This is a genomic window from Blastococcus sp. SYSU D00820 (genome assembly GCF_054050695.1).
In genome coordinates this window covers 14,205-30,917 of sequence record NZ_JBJGZW010000039.1, presented here as the reverse complement: position 1 = coordinate 30,917, position 16,713 = coordinate 14,205, and the positions used below count along the sequence as shown (strand labels likewise).

Here is a 16,713-nt window from a genome sequence, read left to right as displayed (position 1 = left end):
CCGTTCGCGCGCGAACGGCGGAACACCGAGGTCCGTCCTCAGCCGGTGACGAAACCGATCAGCAGGTGGGCGTTGAGCGCGATGATCAGCGCCGCCACCACCGACCCGGCGATCGTGGTGACCCGCCGGTTCACCCAGCCGCCCATGAGGTCGCGCCGGCTGGTCAGCCACAGCAGCGGCACCAGGGCGAACGGGATGCCGAAGCTGAGCACCACCTGCGACCACACCAGCGCGGTGGTCGGGTCGCCGCCGAGCACCAGGACGGCGAGCGCGGGGGCCAGGGTGATCAGCCGGCGGGCCAGCACCGGGATGTGCCTGCGCAGGAAGCCGGCCATGACCACCTGCCCGGCGTGCGTGCCGACCGAGGAGGAGGCGAACCCCGACGCCAGCAGGGCGAGGGCGAAGGCGATCGCGGCGCCGGTGCCGAGCTGGTCGCCGAGGCCGGCGTGCACGCCCTCGAGCGTGGTGGCCTGCTCGCTGTTCCCCGTGAACAGCTGGGCGGCGATGACCAGCATCGCGGCGTTGACCAGGCCGGCCAGCCCCATGGCCAGCAGGACGTCGAGCCGCTGGGCCTTCAGCAGCCGGTTGCGGCCCTCGGCGGTGCGACCGGCGGTGACGACGTCGCCGTACCGGCCCGGCGTCAGTGCCGAGTGCACGTAGATGACGTGCGGCATGACCGTCGCGCCGAGGATGCCGGTGGCCAGCACCAGGCTCTCCGGGCCGTCGAAGGAGGGCACCATGCCCCCGGCCATCCCGCCGACGTCCACGCCCGAGCCGACCAGCGTGTAGACGAACCCGCCGCCGATGACCAGCAGCAGCCCGGTGATGACCCGCTCGAACGGCCGGTGCCCGCGCGACTGCGCCCCCAGCAGCACGAAGGCGACGACGGCGGTGATGATCCCGCCGATCGGCAGCGGCACCCCGAACAGCAGGTTGAGCGCCACCGCGCCGCCGACGATCTCGGCCAGGTCGGTCGCGATCGCGACCGCCTCGGCCTGCACCCACAGACCCCAGGTGACCGGCCGCGGCAGCTTCTCCCGGCACAGGGTCGCCAGGTCGCGGCCGGTCGCGAGCCCGAGCTTGGCGGTCAGCGACTGGATCAGCATCGCCATGAGGTTCGCCGCGACGATCACCCACAGCAGCGTGTAGCCGAACGAGGCGCCGCCGGAGAAGTTGGTGGCGAAGTTGCCCGGGTCGACGTAGGCGACGGCGGCGACGAACGCCGGGCCGAGCAGCGGCCAGATGCGGCGGCGGCCGGCGTTCGCGGGCGGCGTGGGCTTGGGCGTGCCGACGAGCGTCGTCGGCAGGACGGCGGCCTCGGTCTTGGAGAGGTACACGGCGGCCTCGCGGGGGGAGCGATCGGGTGGGCTGGCGCTCCTGTCCTGCCCGGTGGGGGTGTCACCCCCGGGCCATGTGGTGGCCCCCGCGGGCCGAGGTGAGCCTGTCCTGAGGAGTGCCGGCCTCAGCCGCCGGTGACCCGCCGCACCAGCGCCTCGATCCGGGCGGCGTGCGCGCCGCGCCAGTACAGCCGCCCGCAGGCCGGGCAGCGGGAGAAGTCGTCGTAGCTGCGGCGGGTGCCCGGTTCCAGCAGATGGGCGACGTCGGCCTTCGGCACCGGCCGCAGCGCCGCGCCGCACGCGGTGCACCGGGTCAGCGGGGCCAGGGGGAGGGCGAACCGGTCGAGCACGTCGGCGAGCTGGTCGTCGGGGTCGCTGCCGTACACGAAGGCGCCCCGGGGCAGTGCCCGGCGCATGAGCAGCCCGCGGTCCTGGGTGAGCAGCAGCCGGTCCGCGGCGGCCGCGGCCGCCACCAGGTCGGCGTCGTCGGCGTCGGCCGGCCGGGCCTCGGGCGACCACGCGGCGTCCACGCCGAGCAGCCGGAGCCGGCGGGCCAGCGCGCCGAGGCCGACGTCGAGCAGCAGGCCGCCGGCCGGCACCGGCTCGGGACGGCGGACGGCGTCCACCTCGAGAACCGCGCCCGGGGTGGCGCGGGCGGTGCGCCCGATCGCGACGCCGTCCAGCCGCAGAGCGCCGGCCTCGGTCGGCGGCACCCCGGCGGCGGAGACCAGGTGACCGGCGGTGGCGTCGGGGTCGAACGGCAGGGCGCGGCGGCCGGCGGCGCGGCAGCGGGCGGGGAGGAAGAGGCGCAGCGGCCCGGCGACCGCGACCGTCACCGTCCCGTCGTCCACCGGGGGTCGGTACCCCGGCGAGCCGGCTCGATGCTTGAAGTCTCAACAAGAGTGCGGTTGACTGGGCGCCTCAGTGACGAGAGGGAGCCCGCCGTGCCCGTCCAGCGCCTCAACCACGCCGTCCTGTACGTGCGCGACGTCGACCGGAGCCTCGCCTTCTACCGCGACGTCCTCGGCTTCCGCGTCAAGCTCGAGATCCCCGGCCGCGCGGTGTTCCTCCAGGCCGAGGGGTCGACCAACGACCACGACCTCGGGCTGTTCGCCCTCGGGCGCGGCGCCGGCGCCTCCGAGGCCGGCCGGCGCACCGTCGGGCTCTACCACCTGGCGTGGGAGGTCGACACGCTCGCCGAGCTGGCCCGGCTGCGGACGGCGCTGACCGAGGCCGGTGCGCTCGTCGGCGCCTCGGACCACGTGACCACCAAGGCGCTCTACGCCGAGGATCCCGACGGCCTGGAGTTCGAGGTCTCCTGGCTGCTCCCGGCCGATCTGATCACCCCCGACCTGTTCGAGGGCGCGCAGATGACCGCCCCGCTGGACCTGGAGGGCGAGATCGCCCGCTGGGGTGCGCAGACCCGCGGGGGCGTGGGGGTCTCCGTCCCCGCCTGATCCCGGGTCAGCAGCCGCAGGCGACCGCCGGCGGAGCGGTGAGCGGATCGGCGGCGCGCTGCGTCGTCCCGGCGTCGGTGGCCACCGGCAGCCCCTCGCGGGCCCAGTACTCGAAGCCGCCGAGCATCTCCCGCACCCGGTAGCCCAGCAGCGACAGCGTGAGCGCGGCGCGGGTGGCGCCGTTGCAGCCCGGCCCCCAGCAGTAGGTGACGACCGGGACGGACCGGTCCAGCTCGGCCGGTGCCCGCTCCGCCAGCTCGCGGCCGGGCAGGTGCCGGGCGCCGGGCACGCGACCGGCGGCCCAGGCCTGCGCGCTGCGGGTGTCGACGAGCACGAACCCGGGCGCACCCGACTCCAGGGCGGCGTGCACGTCGCTGACGTCGGTCTCCACCGCCAGGCGGCGGGCGAAGTGCGCGGCGGCGTCGGCGGGGTCGGTCGTCCAGGCGTCGATCACGCGGTCGATGCTGCCCGGCCCCTCGCGGTCGAGACAGGAGCCGGGCTGCCGCCGTCCGCAGGATTCCGGCCAGATCGCCTTTCGCGCGCGAACGGCGCCGACCCCTCCGCCTTTCGCGCGCGAACGGCGCCGACCCCCTCCGCCTCTCGCGCGCGAATGGCCGGGGGGCTTGACGTCGGCTCGTCTGACATCTGAGATGTCAGTTGTGCCCCTCGCTCCCGTCGGCCGCGTGCTGCTGCGCGACGTCGCCCTGGAGCGGCTGCGCGAGGCCATCGTGAGCGGCGACCTCGCCCCCGGCGCGGTGGTCAAGGACGCCGAGCTCGCCGCCCGGCTCGGTCTGTCGGTGGCGCCGGTGCGCGCCGCCCTGGCCCGGCTCGCCGACGAGGGCCTGGTCGAGGCCAAGCCGCAGAGCCACACCCGGGTGACGCCGCTGGCGGTGGGCCCGGTCCGCGACGCCGCGGTCGTCGTCCGGGCGATGCACGAGCTCGCCGTCCGCGAGGCCGTGCCGGGCGTGACCGCCGACGACCTGGCCGCCATGCGCGCGGCCAACGGCCGGTTCGCCGCCGCGGTCGACGCCGGCGACGTCGACGCCGCCCTCGCCGCCGACGACGACCTGCACGGGGTGCTGGTCCGCCGCGCGGCCAACGGTGCGGTCACCGCCACCATCGAGCGCTTCACCCCGGCCATCCGCCGGCTGGAGCGGCAGCGGTTCCGCGCCGTCGACGCCCGCCGGTCGGTCGCCCTGCACGACCGCCTGATCGCCGCCTGCGCGGCTCCCGACGTCGAGGACGCCGTCGCCACCACCACCGAGATCTGGACGGCGCTGCTGTCCGAACTGGAGGACCCCGATGGGGCTCGCTGACTTCCCCCGCTACCCGCTGCTGTTCGGCCCGTCGCCGGTGCACCGGCTGGACCGGCTCACCGAGCACCTCGGCGGCGCGGCGATCTGGGCCAAGCGGGAGGACGTGAACTCCGGCATCGCCTTCGGCGGCAACAAGACCCGGAAGCTGGAGTACCTGGTCGCCGACGCGCTGGCGCAGGGCTGCGACACCCTGGTCTCCATCGGCGGGGTGCAGAGCAACCACACCCGCCAGGTCGCCGCCGTCGCCGCCCGCGCCGGGCTGCGCTGCGTGCTGGTGCAGGAGAGCTGGGTCGACTGGCCAGACGCGGTCTACGACAAGGTCGGCAACATCCTGATCAGCCGGCTGGCCGGCGCCGACGTGCGCCTCGTGAAGGCCGGGTTCGGCATCGGGTTCAAGGAGAGCTGGGAGGCCGCGCTCGCCGAGATCGAGGCCGCCGGCGGCAGGCCCTACGCCATCCCGGCCGGCGCCTCGGACCACCCGCTGGGCGGCCTGGGCTTCGCCGGCTGGGCGCACGAGGTGGCCGCGCAGGAGGCCGAGCTCGGCGTCTTCTTCGACACCGTCGTCGTCTGCTCGGTGACCGGCTCCACGCAGGCCGGCATGGTGGCCGGGTTCGCGCAGCTCGAGGAGCAGGGCGCCCGGCCGCGCCGGGTGCTCGGTGTCGACGCCTCGGCCAAGCCGGCCGAGACCCGCGACCAGGTGCTGCGCATCGCGCAGCGCACGGCGCGGGCCATCGGCGTGCAGCGGGAGCTGACCCTCGACGACGTCGAGCTCGACGAGCGCTACCACGGCGGCGTCTACGGCATCCCCGACGAGGCGACGATCCGCGCGATGGAGACCGCCGCGCGCACCGAGGGCATGGTCACCGACCCGGTCTACGAGGGGAAGTCGATGGCCGCGACCATCGACCTGGTCGGCCGCGGCGAGATCGACCGCTCGTCGACCGTCCTCTACGCGCACCTGGGCGGGCAGCCGGCGCTCAACGGGTACAGCGCCCTGTTCTCCTGACCGGAGTGGGAGGGACGCGGAATCCGCGCCCTCCCACTCCGCCGAGGCCCTAGGGTGCCCGCGGCCCGGGCAGCCGAGGGTGCTGCCGGGTCGGACAGGAGCCCGCGCACCATGCACCGCACCACCCGGCTGACCGTGGCCGCCGTCCTCGCCGTCCTCCCGCTGGCCGCCTGCTCGGGCAGCGTCGAGGGCGTCGCCTCGCCGTCGGCCACGTCGGCGCCGGCGTCCCCGCCGGCGGCGGCCGGTCCGCTGGACGAGGTGGCCGGCAGCGCGCCGGCGTCGGAGATCGGCGGGGACGGCGCCGAGCTGGCCGCCGTCGCCGCCGGCCCGGACGGCCGGGGCGTGCTGCTGGTCGAGCCGGCCGACGGCCCGCTGCTGCTCGCCCGCGAGGACGACGAGGGCTGGGCGACCACCGCGCTGCCCGGCCTGTCCGCCGTGGACGCCGGCGACACCGGGCTGGCCGTGGGCCCCGACGGCACCGCGGTGCTGCTGACCGTGACCGGCGGGGGCGGCCTGCAGCTGACCACGGTCGGGGCCGACGACGAGGTCGGCAGCGAGGAGGTCGCCGCGCCGGCGGAGTACGCCGACGTCCGCTGGGCCCTGGGGCCGGACGGGTCGACCGCGTGGCTCGCCGCCCAGGACCGGGACGGCGCGTGGACGCTGCTGGCCCTCGACGTCGCCGCCGCCGAGGTGACCGGCGAGCAGGAGCTCTCCCTCGGGAGCCTGGGGGCCCACGTCGCCTCGGTCGCGGTCACGCCGGACGGCGAGCAGGTGCTCCTGACCGCCGACGTGGAGACCGATGCCTCCGGTACGCGGCAGCGGTCGGTGCTGCAGCGCTTCGGCGCCGGCCTCGCACCGGCCGGCGAGGTTCCGCTGACCGACGACGTCTCGAACGTCGGCCCGGTCACCGCCGACGCGGCGGGCACCGCCTACGTCGCGCTGCTCCAGGGCGGGGTGTCCGCGGCCGAGCCGGTGCTCGCCGTCCTCGCCGTCCCGGCCGGTGCCTCCTCGCCCACCGAGGTGGCCGGCTTCCCCGGACTCACCTACGTCCGCTCGCTGGCCGTCGACCCCGCCGGCCGGTACGCCTACCTCGGCGGCCTGGTCAACGGCTCGTCGCCGTCGGCGCTGACGGTCACCACGATCGAGCTCGGGGGCACGGCCGCCGCTCCGACCGTCGTGGAGGTGTGCTCCGGCGGCGGGATCTTCTCGGCCGCGGCGCTCGCGCCGGCCGCCGACCGGCTGGTGGCGATCGGTCAGTGCGACGCGGTCGCCGACGACGAGGACCAGGTGTGGATCGTCGAGTGAGCGGAGTGGGAGGGCGCGGAAAGTGCGTCCCTCTCACTCCGCTCCCAGCAGTGCGGGGTCGGGCGGCAACGCGTCGAGGGCCCGCTGGATCCGCCGCTCCTCGAACGAGAAGTGCGACTCCAGGACGGCGGCCAGCCCGTCCAGCTCGCCGGCCAGCCGCCCGGCCGGGGCGCCCGCGGCCAGCCGGCCGGCCAGCTCCTCCACCCGGGCCACGATCCCGCTGATCATCGCGTGGTCCTCGGCCATCGTGAGCAGCAGCGGGACCAGCTCGGGGAACCGCTGCGCCAGCGCGGGGAAGGCGCCGGCGTCCTCCCCGGTGTGGTGGCGGGTCAGCGCCGCGCAGAAGGCCGCGCAGTGCGTGGCCAGGGGCCGGCGGCGCTCGGGCGGGTCGCCGGAGCGAACCGCCTTCTGCAGGGCGCGCAGATCGGCGCGGAGGGTGTCGTGGATGCGCCGGAGTTCGTCGCCGAGGGCCCGCACGCGGGCTCCCCGACCGGAGTGCGTCACCGCAGCGCCGGGCGCTGCTCCTGCTCGTGGCCGATGGCCGTCCCGGTGGTCACGGGCGGGCACGCTAGCGGGACGGCGTCCGCACCGGCAACCGCCTCACAGGGGGACGGCGAGCCCCTCGGTCCCCGGCGCGTCCATCGCCGCGGCCAGGTCCGCCCGCAGCGGTGCCAGCCCCGTGCCGGCCAGGACGACGTCGCGGGCGAAGGCGTGCCAGGCCCCGGACCGGCGCAGCATGCTGTGCCCGCCCGGGATGGTGAACCGGCCGATCCGCGCCCCGGCCCGCCGGGCCCGCAGCGCGAAGTCGGCCGAGAGCCGGGCCGGCACCCACCGGTCGCCGGCGCCGTGCAGCACCGCCACGGTGCGGCCGCGCAGGTGGCCGACCGGCTCGCCCGGCGGCGTCCACGGCGCGAGCGCGCAGATCGCGCCCACCTGCGGATCGCCGCCGGCCCGCAGCACCGCCCGGCCGCCCATCGAGTGGCCGACCAGCGCGACCGGCACGCCGGAGCCGCGCTCCTCGCGCATCCGGTCCAGCGCCCACCGCACGTCGGCGAAGGCGTCGGCGGCCTCGCCGTTCCAGCCGGCCACCCGGTAGCGCACGAGGCAGGTGGCCAGCCCCCGGTCGCCGGCCGACCGGCGGACGAACTCCTCGATCGCGCGCATCCGCAGCAGCGACAGCGCCCGCTCGCGCGGCGGCTGCACGCTGGCGACCGTGCCGCCGTGGCAGAACACCGCGACGGCACGCACCGGCCCCGGTGGGGGGTGGTGCTCGAGTGCCGGGCCGGAGGAGGTGGTCACCGGCCCCAGCCTGCCCGGGCCGCCGGGTCGGTGCCGGTCAGGGGGTGGCGGTGACCTGCTCGGCGATCTGCAGCACCTGGTCGCGGGTCAGCACCTGCGGCGCGAGGAGCAGGAAGTACACCCCGCCGGGCAGCTCGCCGGTCACGAACCAGGAATCGGGCGCCGACCCGCCGCCGTCCGCGAGCGCCAGCCGGCCGGGCCGGCCCTGGATGGTCACCGGCTCCACCGGGGAGGCGAGGGGCGTCCCCTCGTGGTGGCTGTCGATGGTCGCGGGGTAGCCGGGGCCGCCGTACAGGCTGACCCGCAGCGTCTGCATCGGATCGGCGTCGTTCACCAGGTCCAGGCTGCGGCTCGCCTCGTAGCCGCCCACCGACCAGCCGGCCGGGGCGAGGCCGAACTGCAGCCCCACCGGCTGCGGCCGGTCGACCACCGACTCCGCCACCGCGGTCAGTGCCGCGAGCTCGCCGTAGGAGCCCTCGCCGAGCAGCCACATCCACCGGCCGTCGGGGCGCTCCCACAGCAGGGTGACCAGCCCGTCGTCGGTCCGGACCTCGGCGGGCACGCCGTCGACGGTCACCGTCCCGGCCGGGTCGCCGAGCTCCGACCAGCCCTGCTCCGGCAGCGTCCTGGGGTCGGCGGGGAACAGGTCGGCGAGCACCCGCCCGTCGTCGGAGGACCAGTCGCCGACGTAGACCACCGGCCCCCCGCCGTGGGCGGCCATGCCGCCGCGCATGCTGAAGGCGGGGGTCAGGCCGGGGGGCGCGGGGTCGAGGGAGAACGGGAAGGTCACCTCCTCGGCCGCGACCAGCTCGATGCCGGGGGCGGGTGCCGACGGGGCCGGGCGGTCGGGTGCCGGAGCCCGGTCGGCGGGAGCGACGACGACGGCCGTCGTCCAGGCCGCGGCCAGCGCGACCGCGGCCACGCCGAGGCGCACGGCCGCCCGCCGGCGGCGGGTCCGGGGGGCGGTGCGGGCGTCGTCCACCAGCTGCCGGGCGGCGATCACCGACGCCGGCTCCTCGGCGCGCAGGACGTCGAGGAAGGACGGCGGCAGCGCCGGCAGGCCGGCGTCGTCGACGCCGCGGGCGGCGGTCAGGCGGGCGTCGAGCTCGCGGTCAGAGATCACGGTCGGCCTCCGGGGCGTCGGCGGGGGAGAGGGCGGCGCGCAGCCGGGTGCGCGCTCGGTGCAGCCGCACCCGGGCGGTGCCCGGGGCCAGGCCGAGCGCCTCGGCGGCCTGGGCCGGGGTCAGGCCCTCCCAGGCGACCAGCGTCAGGAGCTCCCGGTCCTCGGCGGACAGCCGGCCGAGCGCCGCGCGCACCAGCCGGTTCTCGGCGCGGCGCTCGGAGGCGGCGGACGGGTCGGGCACCACGGTGTCGGCGAACGCCTCGGCCAGCCGGGCGCCCAGGCGGTCGGCGCGGGTGCTGCTGCGCACGGCGTTGGCCAGGCATAGCCGGGCGATGCCGAACAGCCACGGCCGCGCCTGGTCCGGGTCCACCGGGAGGTCGGCCCGCCGGCGCCAGGCGACGGCGAAGGTCTCGGCGACGACGTCGAGGGCGTCCTCGCGGGTGGCCGACCGCCGCAGCGCGTAGCCGAGGACGGCCGCGCCGGAGGCGTGGTAAGCGGCCTCGAAGCGTGCGTCGGCGGAGCCGGGCAGGTGGTCAGTCGGGGGCGGTGGCTGCCCCTCCGTCGCGATCACGTCCCCACATGTCCGGTCGGGGCCGGTCGTTACCGGTGTCGTCCCATCCGCCCCGTCCGTCCCGCTCAGTCGGGGTCCGGGGCCAGCCGGACGACCATCTTGCCGGTGTTCGCGCCCCTCAGGAGGTCGAGGAAGGCGGGGACGGCGTTCTCCAGGCCCTCGTAGACCGTCTCGCGGACGACGAGCTGCCCCGACCGGATCCACTCCGACACCGTCGCCTCGAACTCCGGTCGCAGGTCGGCGTGGTCGCCGACGAGGAAGCCGGCGAGCTGCAGCCGCTTGCTCACCATGAGCGCGCTGAACCCGCGCGGGCCCGGCACCGGCTCGGTCGCGTTGTAGCCGGAGATCGAGCCGCACAGCGCGGCCCGCCCGTGCACCCGCAGCGACCCCATCGCCGCGTCGAGGTGGTCGCCGCCGACGTTGTCGAAGTAGACGTCGATGCCGTCGGGCGCCGCGGCCGACAGCAGGTCGCGCACCGGCCCGTCGTGGTAGTCGAAGGCCGCGGTGAAGCCGAGCTCCCGCAGCCAGGCCACCTTCTCCGGGGTGCCGGCGCTGCCGATGACGGCCGCGGCACCGCGCAGCCTGGCGAACTGGCCGACGGCGCTGCCCACGGCCCCGGCGGCGCCCGAGACGAACACGGCGTCGCCGGCCCGGAACGCGGCGACCCGGAACAGGCCGGCGTAGGCGGTCAGCCCGGGCATCCCGAGGATGCCGAGGTGGTGGGTGAGGGGGACGTCGCCCAGCGCGGGCAGCTGCCGCACCGCGGCGGCGTCCAGCACGGCGACGTCCCGCCAGGCGGCGTCGGTGAGCACCAGCGCGCCCTCGGGGACGTCGGGGGCGCGGGACTCGACCACCCGGCCCACCGCGCCGCCCCGCATCACCTCGCCGACCTCCCAGGGAGCGGCGTAGGAGGGGCCCAGGCGCATCCGCCCACGCATGTAGGGGTCGACCGACATCGCGATCATGCGGACGACGACCTGGCCCTCGGTGGGGTCGGGCCGCTCGACCTCGACCAGCTCGAAGTCCGCCGGCGTCGGCTCGCCGTGCGGGCGGGCGGCCAGCAGCCACTCGCGGGTGTTGACGGTCACGGACGGATCCTCCCCCGCCGGCGGTGGCCCCGCTGCAGGGTCCCGCTGCGAGCTTGCGAGCAGTGGGGGCAGGGGGGTCCTTCACCTACGCTCGGGGCATGTTGTTCTCCCGGTACAAGACCCAGCCGGTGGCTCCCGAGAACGCCCTGCCCGGCCGTCCCGACCCGCTGTACTTCGTGCCCGAGCTGCACGCGGTCAACGGCAACCGCATCCGACCGCCGTTCCCCGAGGGGATGCAGACCGCCGTCTTCGGCGCCGGCTGCTTCTGGGGCGTGGAGAAGGTCTTCTGGCAGACGCCGGGCGTCTACTCGACCGCCGCGGGCTACGCCGGCGGTCACACCCCCAACCCGACCTACGAGGAGGTCTGCTCGGCGCAGACCGGTCACACCGAGGTCGTGCTCGTCGTCTTCGACCCCGCGGTCATCTCCTACGAGCAGCTGCTCAAGGTGTTCTGGGAGGACCACGACCCGACGCAGGGCATGCGCCAGGGCAACGACGTCGGCACCCAGTACCGCTCGGCGATCTACTACGCCTCCCCGGAGCAGGAGGCGGCGGCGCGGGCCAGCCGCGACCAGTTCCAGGAGCGGCTGCGGGCCGCCGGCTACGGCGACATCACCACCGAGATCGCCCCGCTCGGAGACTTCTACTACGCCGAGGACTACCACCAGCAGTACCTCTACAAGGTGCCGAACGGGTACTGCCCGATCCACTCGACCGGCGTCTCGTGCCCGGTGGGCCTGCCGGGGGTCTGATGCGGCGCCCGCGCGGAGCCGGTGACGCCGGTTCGTGCACTCTTCGTGGTCATGGGTGACCCGGGACCACGTTCTGTGCACGAACCGGGCTCGGGGCCTGAGCTCCCCGAGGTCCTCGCCGCGCTGCGGCGGGAGCCCGACGTCGAGGCCCCCGACCTCGTCGCCGTCGACGCCACCGACCGGCTGCTGCTGGACACCGCGGCGCCGGCGGTCGCGTCGTCCGCGCCGGGGGACGTCGTCGTGGTGGACGACGGCCACGGCGCGCTCACCCTCGGCGCGGTGGCCCTCGGGGCGCGGGACGTCCGCGTCACCCAGGACGCGCTCGTCGGCGAGCTGGCGCTGGCCCGCAACGCCGAGCGGACCGGGCTGGCCGGCACCTACCGCTCGCTGCCCCTGGACGGCGCCACGTTCGCCGGCGCCCTCCTGGTGCTCGCCCGGGCGCCGAAGGCGCTCGACGCGCTGCGCGAGCTCACCGAGCTGGTCGCGGCCGCCGCGGACCCCGACGTCACGCTGCTGGTGGGCGGGCGGGTCAAGTACCTGACCCACGCGATGAACGACGTCCTCGGCGACTCGTTCAGCGACGTCTCGGCGTCGCTGGCGCGGCAGAAGTCCCGGCTGCTCACCGCCCGCGGGCCGCGGCCGGCGGGAGCGCCGTCGTTCCCCCGCCGGCAGGTGCACGCCGACCTCGGCCTGACCGTCTGCGCGCACGGCGCGGCCTTCGCCGGCACCAAGGTGGACCTCGGCACGCGGGCGCTGCTGGCGCACCTGCCCGAGATGGCGCCGGACGCCGGCACCGCGCTCGACCTCGGGTGCGGCACCGGCGTGCTCGCCGCGGCGCTGGCCACCGCCCGGCCGCAGCTGACCGTGCTCGCCTCCGACCAGTCGGCGGCCGCCGTCGCCTCGGCGACCGCGACGGTGCGGGCCAACGGCCTGGCCGGCCGCGTGGCGGTGCTCCGGGACGACGCCGCCGCGAGCGTGCCGGACGCCAGCGTCGACCTGGTCGTCTGCAATCCGCCGTTCCACCTCGGCGGCGCGGTCGTGACCGGCGCCGCCGACCGGCTGTTCGCCGCCGCGGCGCGGGTGCTGCGGCCGGGCGGCGAGCTGTGGGCGGTCTACAACAACGGCCTGCCGCACCGGGCGGCGCTGCGCCGGCTGGTCGGGCCGACCCGGGTGGCCGGCGCGGGGCCGCGGTTCACGGTCACGGCGTCCACCCGGCGCTGATCGCCGGACAGGGCCGGACTGCCCTGTCGGGCGCCGGCCGGCCGGGCCACGGTCGGGGGCCATGACCACGACCGAACGCACTCCCGAGGAACTCGCCGAGCATCTGGTGGCCTCGGTCATCGGCACCCTGGAGGTCGCCGCCGTCGAGCTGGGCCGCCGGCTCGGCTGGTACCGCGCCCTGGACGGCAGCCCGGCCACGGCCGGCGAGCTCGCCGCGCGGACCGGCACCGACGAGCGCTACGCCCGCGAGTGGCTGGAGCAGCAGGCGGTCGCCGGCTACCTGACCGTGGACGACGCCGCGGCGGCTCCGGAGCAGCGGTGCTACACGCTGCCGGCGGCCCACCGTCCCGTGCTGGTCGACGAGGTCGACGAGCGCTACGCCGTGCCGCTGGCCTGGGCGGCGATGGCGTTCACCCGCAACGTCGAGCGGCTGGCCGAGGTCTACCGCTCCGGCGGCGGGCTGGGCTGGGCGGAGATGGGCCCGGACGCGCGGGAGGCCCAGGCCGCGGCCAACCGCCCGTTCTTCCTCGGCTCGCTCGGCCGGTCGGTGCTGCCGTCGATCCCCGACGTCGACGCGGCGCTGCGGGCCGGCGGGCGCATCGCCGACATCGGCTGCGGGATGGGCTGGTCCGCCATCGGGATGGCCCTGGCCTACCCGGCGGCCCGGGTCGTGGGCATCGACGTCGACGAGCCCTCCGTCGAGCGGGCGCGGGCGAACGCCGAGGAGGCCGGGGTCGCCGACCGGGTGCGGTTCGAGCTCGGGGACGCCGGATCGGCGGCCGACGCCGGCACCGCCGACCTGGTGACCGCCTTCGAGTGCGTGCACGACCTGGCCGATCCGGTGGCCGTGCTCGCCGCGATGCGCCGCCTGGTCGCTCCGGGGGGCACCGTGCTGGTGGTCGACGAGCGGGTGGCCGAGCGCTTCACCGCCCCCGGGGACGACGTCGAGCGGCTCATGTACGGCTACAGCCTGACCTGCTGCCTACCCGACGGGCGCTCGACCAGCCCGTCGGCCGCGACGGGGACCGTGATGCGCCCCGGGACCCTGGCCGGCTACGCCCGGGCGGCCGGGTTCGCCCGCGTCGAGGTGCTGCCCGTCGAGCACGACTTCTTCCGCTTCTACCGGCTGCACCAGGATTGAGCCCGGTTCCGGAACGGGAAAGTGCTGCACATTTCACGGTTTCCGCTGTAGTCGCTCCAGCCAGCGGCCGAAGGGGTGGCGTCGGTACGTCGTGCACCGCCCGAAGCTCCCTGGAGCACCCCATGTCGCGCACCCTCTGGTCCGACCGCCCGCTCGGCGTCAAGCTCGCCGCCCTCGTGGCCGCCGGCGCCCTGGCCCTCGCCGCCTTCGCCGTCCTCACGGTGCAGGCGCTGGGCCGGACGGGCGAGCGGGTCGACGTCCTGCTGGCCACCACCCGGGCCACCGGGTCGGCGCTGGAGGCCGACATGATGCACGACGCCGTCCGCGGCGACGTCCTCCAGGCGCTGCTCAGCGGCACCGGCGAGCAGTACACCTCGGCCGTCGCCGACCTCGCCGACCACTCCGCCACGCTGCGCGAGACGCTGGCCGCGGTCGAGGCCGAGTCGCTGGGCGCCGACGTCAGCGCGGCCATCGACGGGGTCGGCGACGAGGTCGAGGACTACCTGACCAGCGCCGACCAGATCGTCACCCTCGCCGGCCGGGACCTGGCCGCGGCCCGCCAGGCCTATCCGCGGTTCGGCGAGGCCTTCGGGCAGCTGGAGGAGGCGCTGCCCGCGGTCGGCGAGGCGGTCGGCGGGCACGCCACCGCGGCCGCGCAGGCCACCGCCGAGGAGCGGCGCACCGACATCACGCTGGCGGTCGCCGTCGCCGTGGCCGGCGTCGTCGTCCTGTCCGCCCTGGGCTGGGTGATCACCCGCTCGGTGGTCCGCCCGCTGCGCCGGGTCGGGGCGCTGGTGGCCGACCTGGCCGCCGGCGACCTGCGCGGCACGACCGGCATCACCAGCCGCGACGAGGTGGGCCGGATGGCCGCCGCGCTGGAGTCGGCCATGGGCGACATGCGCGCCGTCCTCACCGCCATCGGCGACAGCTCCAGCACGCTGGCCTCGGCCACCGAGGAGCTCTCCGCCTCAGCCCAGAGCATGAGCCGGCTGGCCGACGAGTCGGCGGCGCAGTCGGAGGTCGTGGCCGGTGCCGCCGGCCAGGTGTCGACCACCGTGCAGACCGTGGCCGCCGGCTCCGAGCAGATGGGCGCCTCGATCCGGGAGATCGCGCAGAACGCCGCCGAGGTCTCCCAGGTCGCCGCCCAGGCGGTGGCGGCGGCCGACTCGACCACCGCGACCGTCGCCCGGCTGGGGGAGTCGTCGCTGGAGATCGCCGGCGTGGTCAAGGCGATCACGAGCATCGCCGAGCAGACGAACCTGCTGGCGCTGAACGCGACCATCGAGGCGGCCCGGGCCGGCGAGGCGGGCAAGGGCTTCGCGGTGGTCGCCAACGAGGTCAAGGAGCTGGCGCAGGAGACTGCCCGCGCCACCCAGGACATCACCGCCCGCGTCGAGGCGATCCAGGCCGACACCCGCGGCGCGGTGACCGCGATCGGCGAGATCAGCACGGTGATCGCGCGGATCAACGACTCGCAGGGCACCATCGCCGCCGCGGTGGAGGAGCAGACGGCGACCACCACCGAGATGAACCGCAACGTCGCCGAGGCGGCCGCCTCGGCCGGTCAGATCGCGGAGAGCATCACCGCGGTGGCCTCGGCCAGCACGTCGACCACGCGGGCGATGGGCGACGCGCGGACGGCGATCGACGAGGTGGCGCGCATGGCGTCGTCGCTGCTCACGTCGGTGGCGCACTTCCGCTACTAGAAGGACCCCCCTTCCCCCCACGCCTCGCACGCTCGGCGCGGGCCCCTGAAGAGGGGCCACCTTCCCCCCACGCCTCGCACGCTCGGCGCGGGCCCCTGAAGAGGGGCCACCTTCCCCCCACGCCTCGCACGCTCGGCGCGGGCCCCTGAAGAGGGGCCACCTTCCCCCTCCGCCTCGCAGGCTCGGCGCGGGCCCCTGAAGGGGGCACCGTCCTCAGTGCCTCGCACGCTCGGCGCGGGCCCCTGAAGGGGGGGCACCTTTCCCCCATGCCTCGCACGCTCGGCGCGGGCCCCTGAAGGGGCGCCACCGTTCCCCTCCGCCTCGCACGCTCGGCGCGGGCCCCTGAAGGGGGGCCACCGTCCTCAGTGCCCGGGGCGGCCCTTCCGCGACCGCACCGGCGGCAGGGTCGACCACGGGAAGTCGATCCACCGGTCGGTGCGCTTCCACACGTAGTCGCAGGTCACCACCGAGCGGGGCTTCTCGTAGACGACCGCCGTCCGCACCTCGGCGACGTAACCGGTGCAGAAGTCGCGCACCAGCTCCAGGGTCTTCCCGGTGTCGGCGACGTCGTCGGCGACCAGGACGTTCGCGCCGGTGATGTCGACCTGGTCCAGCGTCGGCGGGAGGACGACGGGGAGGTCCAGCCGCTCGTCGACGCCGGTGTAGAACTCCACGTTCATCACGAAGAGGTTCTTCACGTCCAGCGCGTAGCCCAGCGCGCCGCCGAGGAACAGCCCGCCGCGGGCGATGGACAGGATCAGGTCCGGCTCGAACCCGTCGGCGGCGACCTGCTCGGCCAGCTCGCGGCTGGCGGTGCCGAACAGCTCGTAGGTCAGGGTCTCCCGCTCGTCGCTCACGGCCGCCGATGCTGCCAGGGCGGCCGGGTCTGGGCCCGGCGGGCGGTCGTCGGGCAGGCTGGGCGCATGACGCTGCCTCCCGCCGTCCGCAAGCTGCTGCCGTGGATCGCCGGCTGGGCCGGCCTGCACGCCGGCGTGGCCGTGATCGGCCGCGTGCGGGCTCACCGGACCGACGAGGGCGACGAGTCGACCGCGGGCATCCGCCGCACCCGCACGCACACCGGCTTCGAGCTGCGCCCGCAGAACCCGCAGCTGGCCCGGGTGCGGATCGACCTCGCCATGGCCGGCGGCGAGCTCGACCTCACCGCCCTCGACCCGGTGCCCGGCGGCGTCGACGTCACCGTCGGCGCGCTCATGGCCGGGCTCGCCGTCCGGGTGCGGCCGGACTGGAAGGTCTGGTGGGAGTTCTCCGGCATCGGCGGGGTGGGCGCCGACCCGGGCGTCTCGGTCACCGCCGACGAGCGCGGTGCGGACCTGCGCCTGCACGTGCGCACCGCGTTCGCCGGGGTCGGCGTCGAGGCCGGCTGACCGGGC

Annotated in this window: 18 protein-coding genes; 9 read left to right on the top strand and 9 right to left on the bottom strand. The window is 76.3% G+C overall.

The window, feature by feature from the left end; genetic code table 11:
- Positions 1-38: 38 nt before the first annotated feature.
- A complete protein-coding gene (locus ACI79R_RS23670; RefSeq protein ID WP_456576143.1) occupies positions 39-1,337 on the bottom strand; it encodes an Nramp family divalent metal transporter in 1,299 nt (432 codons plus the stop codon).
- A gap of 125 nt (positions 1,338-1,462) precedes the next feature.
- Positions 1,463-2,188 (bottom strand): Mut7-C RNAse domain-containing protein, encoded by a 726-nt coding sequence (locus tag ACI79R_RS23665; RefSeq protein ID WP_456576142.1) that lies wholly within the window; start codon positions 2,186-2,188, stop codon positions 1,463-1,465.
- 93 nt (positions 2,189-2,281) lie between these two features.
- On the opposite strand from ACI79R_RS23665, the gene ACI79R_RS23660 reads away from it, so the two are divergent.
- Positions 2,282-2,794: a VOC family protein gene (locus ACI79R_RS23660; protein ID WP_456576141.1), complete on the top strand. Its 513-nt coding sequence runs from the start codon at positions 2,282-2,284 to the stop codon at positions 2,792-2,794.
- 7 nt (positions 2,795-2,801) lie between these two features.
- On the opposite strand, the gene ACI79R_RS23655 is transcribed toward ACI79R_RS23660, so the two are convergent.
- Entirely contained in the window at positions 2,802-3,248 is a 447-nt protein-coding gene (locus tag ACI79R_RS23655; protein WP_456576140.1) for a rhodanese-like domain-containing protein, read from the bottom strand.
- Between the two features lie 205 nt (positions 3,249-3,453).
- Here ACI79R_RS23655 and ACI79R_RS23650 point away from each other — a divergent pair, with 205 nt between their 5' ends.
- From ACI79R_RS23650 to ACI79R_RS23640, 3 genes are all read left to right on the top strand, one after another.
- A complete protein-coding gene (locus ACI79R_RS23650) occupies positions 3,454-4,110 on the top strand; it encodes a GntR family transcriptional regulator (protein ID WP_456576139.1) in 657 nt (218 codons plus the stop codon).
- Positions 4,097-5,116 (top strand): 1-aminocyclopropane-1-carboxylate deaminase, encoded by a 1,020-nt coding sequence (locus tag ACI79R_RS23645; protein WP_456576138.1) that lies wholly within the window; start codon positions 4,097-4,099, stop codon positions 5,114-5,116. The genes ACI79R_RS23650 and ACI79R_RS23645 overlap by 14 nt, the downstream gene beginning before the upstream one ends.
- Positions 5,117-5,227: 111 nt before the next feature.
- Positions 5,228-6,421, top strand: coding sequence for a hypothetical protein (locus ACI79R_RS23640; protein WP_456576137.1), 1,194 nt, complete (start codon positions 5,228-5,230; stop codon positions 6,419-6,421).
- A gap of 33 nt (positions 6,422-6,454) precedes the next feature.
- Here the strand turns inward: ACI79R_RS23640 and ACI79R_RS23635 are convergent, their stop codons facing one another.
- The 5 genes from ACI79R_RS23635 to ACI79R_RS23615 form a co-directional block, all read right to left on the bottom strand.
- Entirely contained in the window at positions 6,455-6,898 is a 444-nt protein-coding gene (locus ACI79R_RS23635; RefSeq protein WP_456576136.1) for a hemerythrin domain-containing protein, read from the bottom strand.
- Positions 6,899-7,021: 123 nt separating this feature from the next.
- Entirely contained in the window at positions 7,022-7,720 is a 699-nt protein-coding gene (locus ACI79R_RS23630; protein WP_456576135.1) for an alpha/beta hydrolase, read from the bottom strand.
- 37 nt (positions 7,721-7,757) lie between these two features.
- Positions 7,758-8,843, bottom strand: coding sequence for a hypothetical protein (locus tag ACI79R_RS23625; protein ID WP_456576134.1), 1,086 nt, complete (start codon positions 8,841-8,843; stop codon positions 7,758-7,760).
- Positions 8,833-9,414: an RNA polymerase sigma factor gene (locus ACI79R_RS23620; RefSeq protein ID WP_456576133.1), complete on the bottom strand. Its 582-nt coding sequence runs from the start codon at positions 9,412-9,414 to the stop codon at positions 8,833-8,835. The genes ACI79R_RS23625 and ACI79R_RS23620 overlap by 11 nt, the downstream gene beginning before the upstream one ends.
- A 65-nt stretch (positions 9,415-9,479) precedes the next feature.
- Positions 9,480-10,502 carry an NADP-dependent oxidoreductase gene (locus tag ACI79R_RS23615; protein WP_456576132.1) on the bottom strand — a complete coding sequence of 341 codons (1,023 nt, stop codon included), beginning with the start codon at positions 10,500-10,502 and terminating at the stop codon, positions 9,480-9,482.
- Positions 10,503-10,600: 98 nt separating this feature from the next.
- On the opposite strand from ACI79R_RS23615, the gene msrA reads away from it, so the two are divergent.
- The 4 genes from msrA to ACI79R_RS23595 all read left to right on the top strand — a co-directional run bounded on the left by msrA (position 10,601) and on the right by ACI79R_RS23595 (position 15,322).
- The gene (gene msrA, locus ACI79R_RS23610; RefSeq protein ID WP_456576131.1) at positions 10,601-11,254 is read left to right on the top strand and encodes a peptide-methionine (S)-S-oxide reductase MsrA; all 654 of its coding nucleotides are present in this window, start codon (positions 10,601-10,603) and stop codon (positions 11,252-11,254) included.
- 75 nt (positions 11,255-11,329) lie between these two features.
- The gene (locus ACI79R_RS23605; protein ID WP_456576130.1) at positions 11,330-12,475 is read left to right on the top strand and encodes a class I SAM-dependent methyltransferase; all 1,146 of its coding nucleotides are present in this window, start codon (positions 11,330-11,332) and stop codon (positions 12,473-12,475) included.
- 61 nt (positions 12,476-12,536) lie between these two features.
- Positions 12,537-13,616: a class I SAM-dependent methyltransferase gene (locus tag ACI79R_RS23600; protein ID WP_456576129.1), complete on the top strand. Its 1,080-nt coding sequence runs from the start codon at positions 12,537-12,539 to the stop codon at positions 13,614-13,616.
- 122 nt (positions 13,617-13,738) lie between these two features.
- Positions 13,739-15,322, top strand: a complete 1,584-nt coding sequence (locus ACI79R_RS23595; protein WP_456576128.1) for a methyl-accepting chemotaxis protein — start codon at positions 13,739-13,741, stop codon at positions 15,320-15,322.
- 362 nt (positions 15,323-15,684) lie between these two features.
- Here the strand turns inward: ACI79R_RS23595 and ACI79R_RS23590 are convergent, their stop codons facing one another.
- Entirely contained in the window at positions 15,685-16,179 is a 495-nt protein-coding gene (locus tag ACI79R_RS23590; RefSeq protein ID WP_456576127.1) for a phosphoribosyltransferase, read from the bottom strand.
- Positions 16,180-16,245: 66 nt separating this feature from the next.
- Between ACI79R_RS23590 and ACI79R_RS23585 the strand changes: the two genes are divergently transcribed.
- Positions 16,246-16,707: a hypothetical protein gene (locus tag ACI79R_RS23585; RefSeq protein ID WP_456576126.1), complete on the top strand. Its 462-nt coding sequence runs from the start codon at positions 16,246-16,248 to the stop codon at positions 16,705-16,707.
- Positions 16,708-16,713: the final 6 nt, after the last annotated feature.

Excerpts from the sequence above, each read along its gene's own strand:
- ACI79R_RS23600 (WP_456576129.1), top strand. The coding sequence starts at position 12,537 with ATGACCACGACCGAACGCACTCCCGAGGAACTCGCCGAGCATCTGGTG.
- msrA (WP_456576131.1), top strand. The coding sequence starts at position 10,601 with ATGTTGTTCTCCCGGTACAAGACCCAGCCGGTGGCTCCCGAGAACGCC.
- ACI79R_RS23640 (WP_456576137.1), top strand. The coding sequence starts at position 5,228 with ATGCACCGCACCACCCGGCTGACCGTGGCCGCCGTCCTCGCCGTCCTC.
- ACI79R_RS23585 (WP_456576126.1), top strand. The coding sequence starts at position 16,246 with ATGACGCTGCCTCCCGCCGTCCGCAAGCTGCTGCCGTGGATCGCCGGC.
- ACI79R_RS23645 (WP_456576138.1), top strand. The coding sequence starts at position 4,097 with ATGGGGCTCGCTGACTTCCCCCGCTACCCGCTGCTGTTCGGCCCGTCG.
- ACI79R_RS23595 (WP_456576128.1), top strand. The coding sequence starts at position 13,739 with ATGTCGCGCACCCTCTGGTCCGACCGCCCGCTCGGCGTCAAGCTCGCC.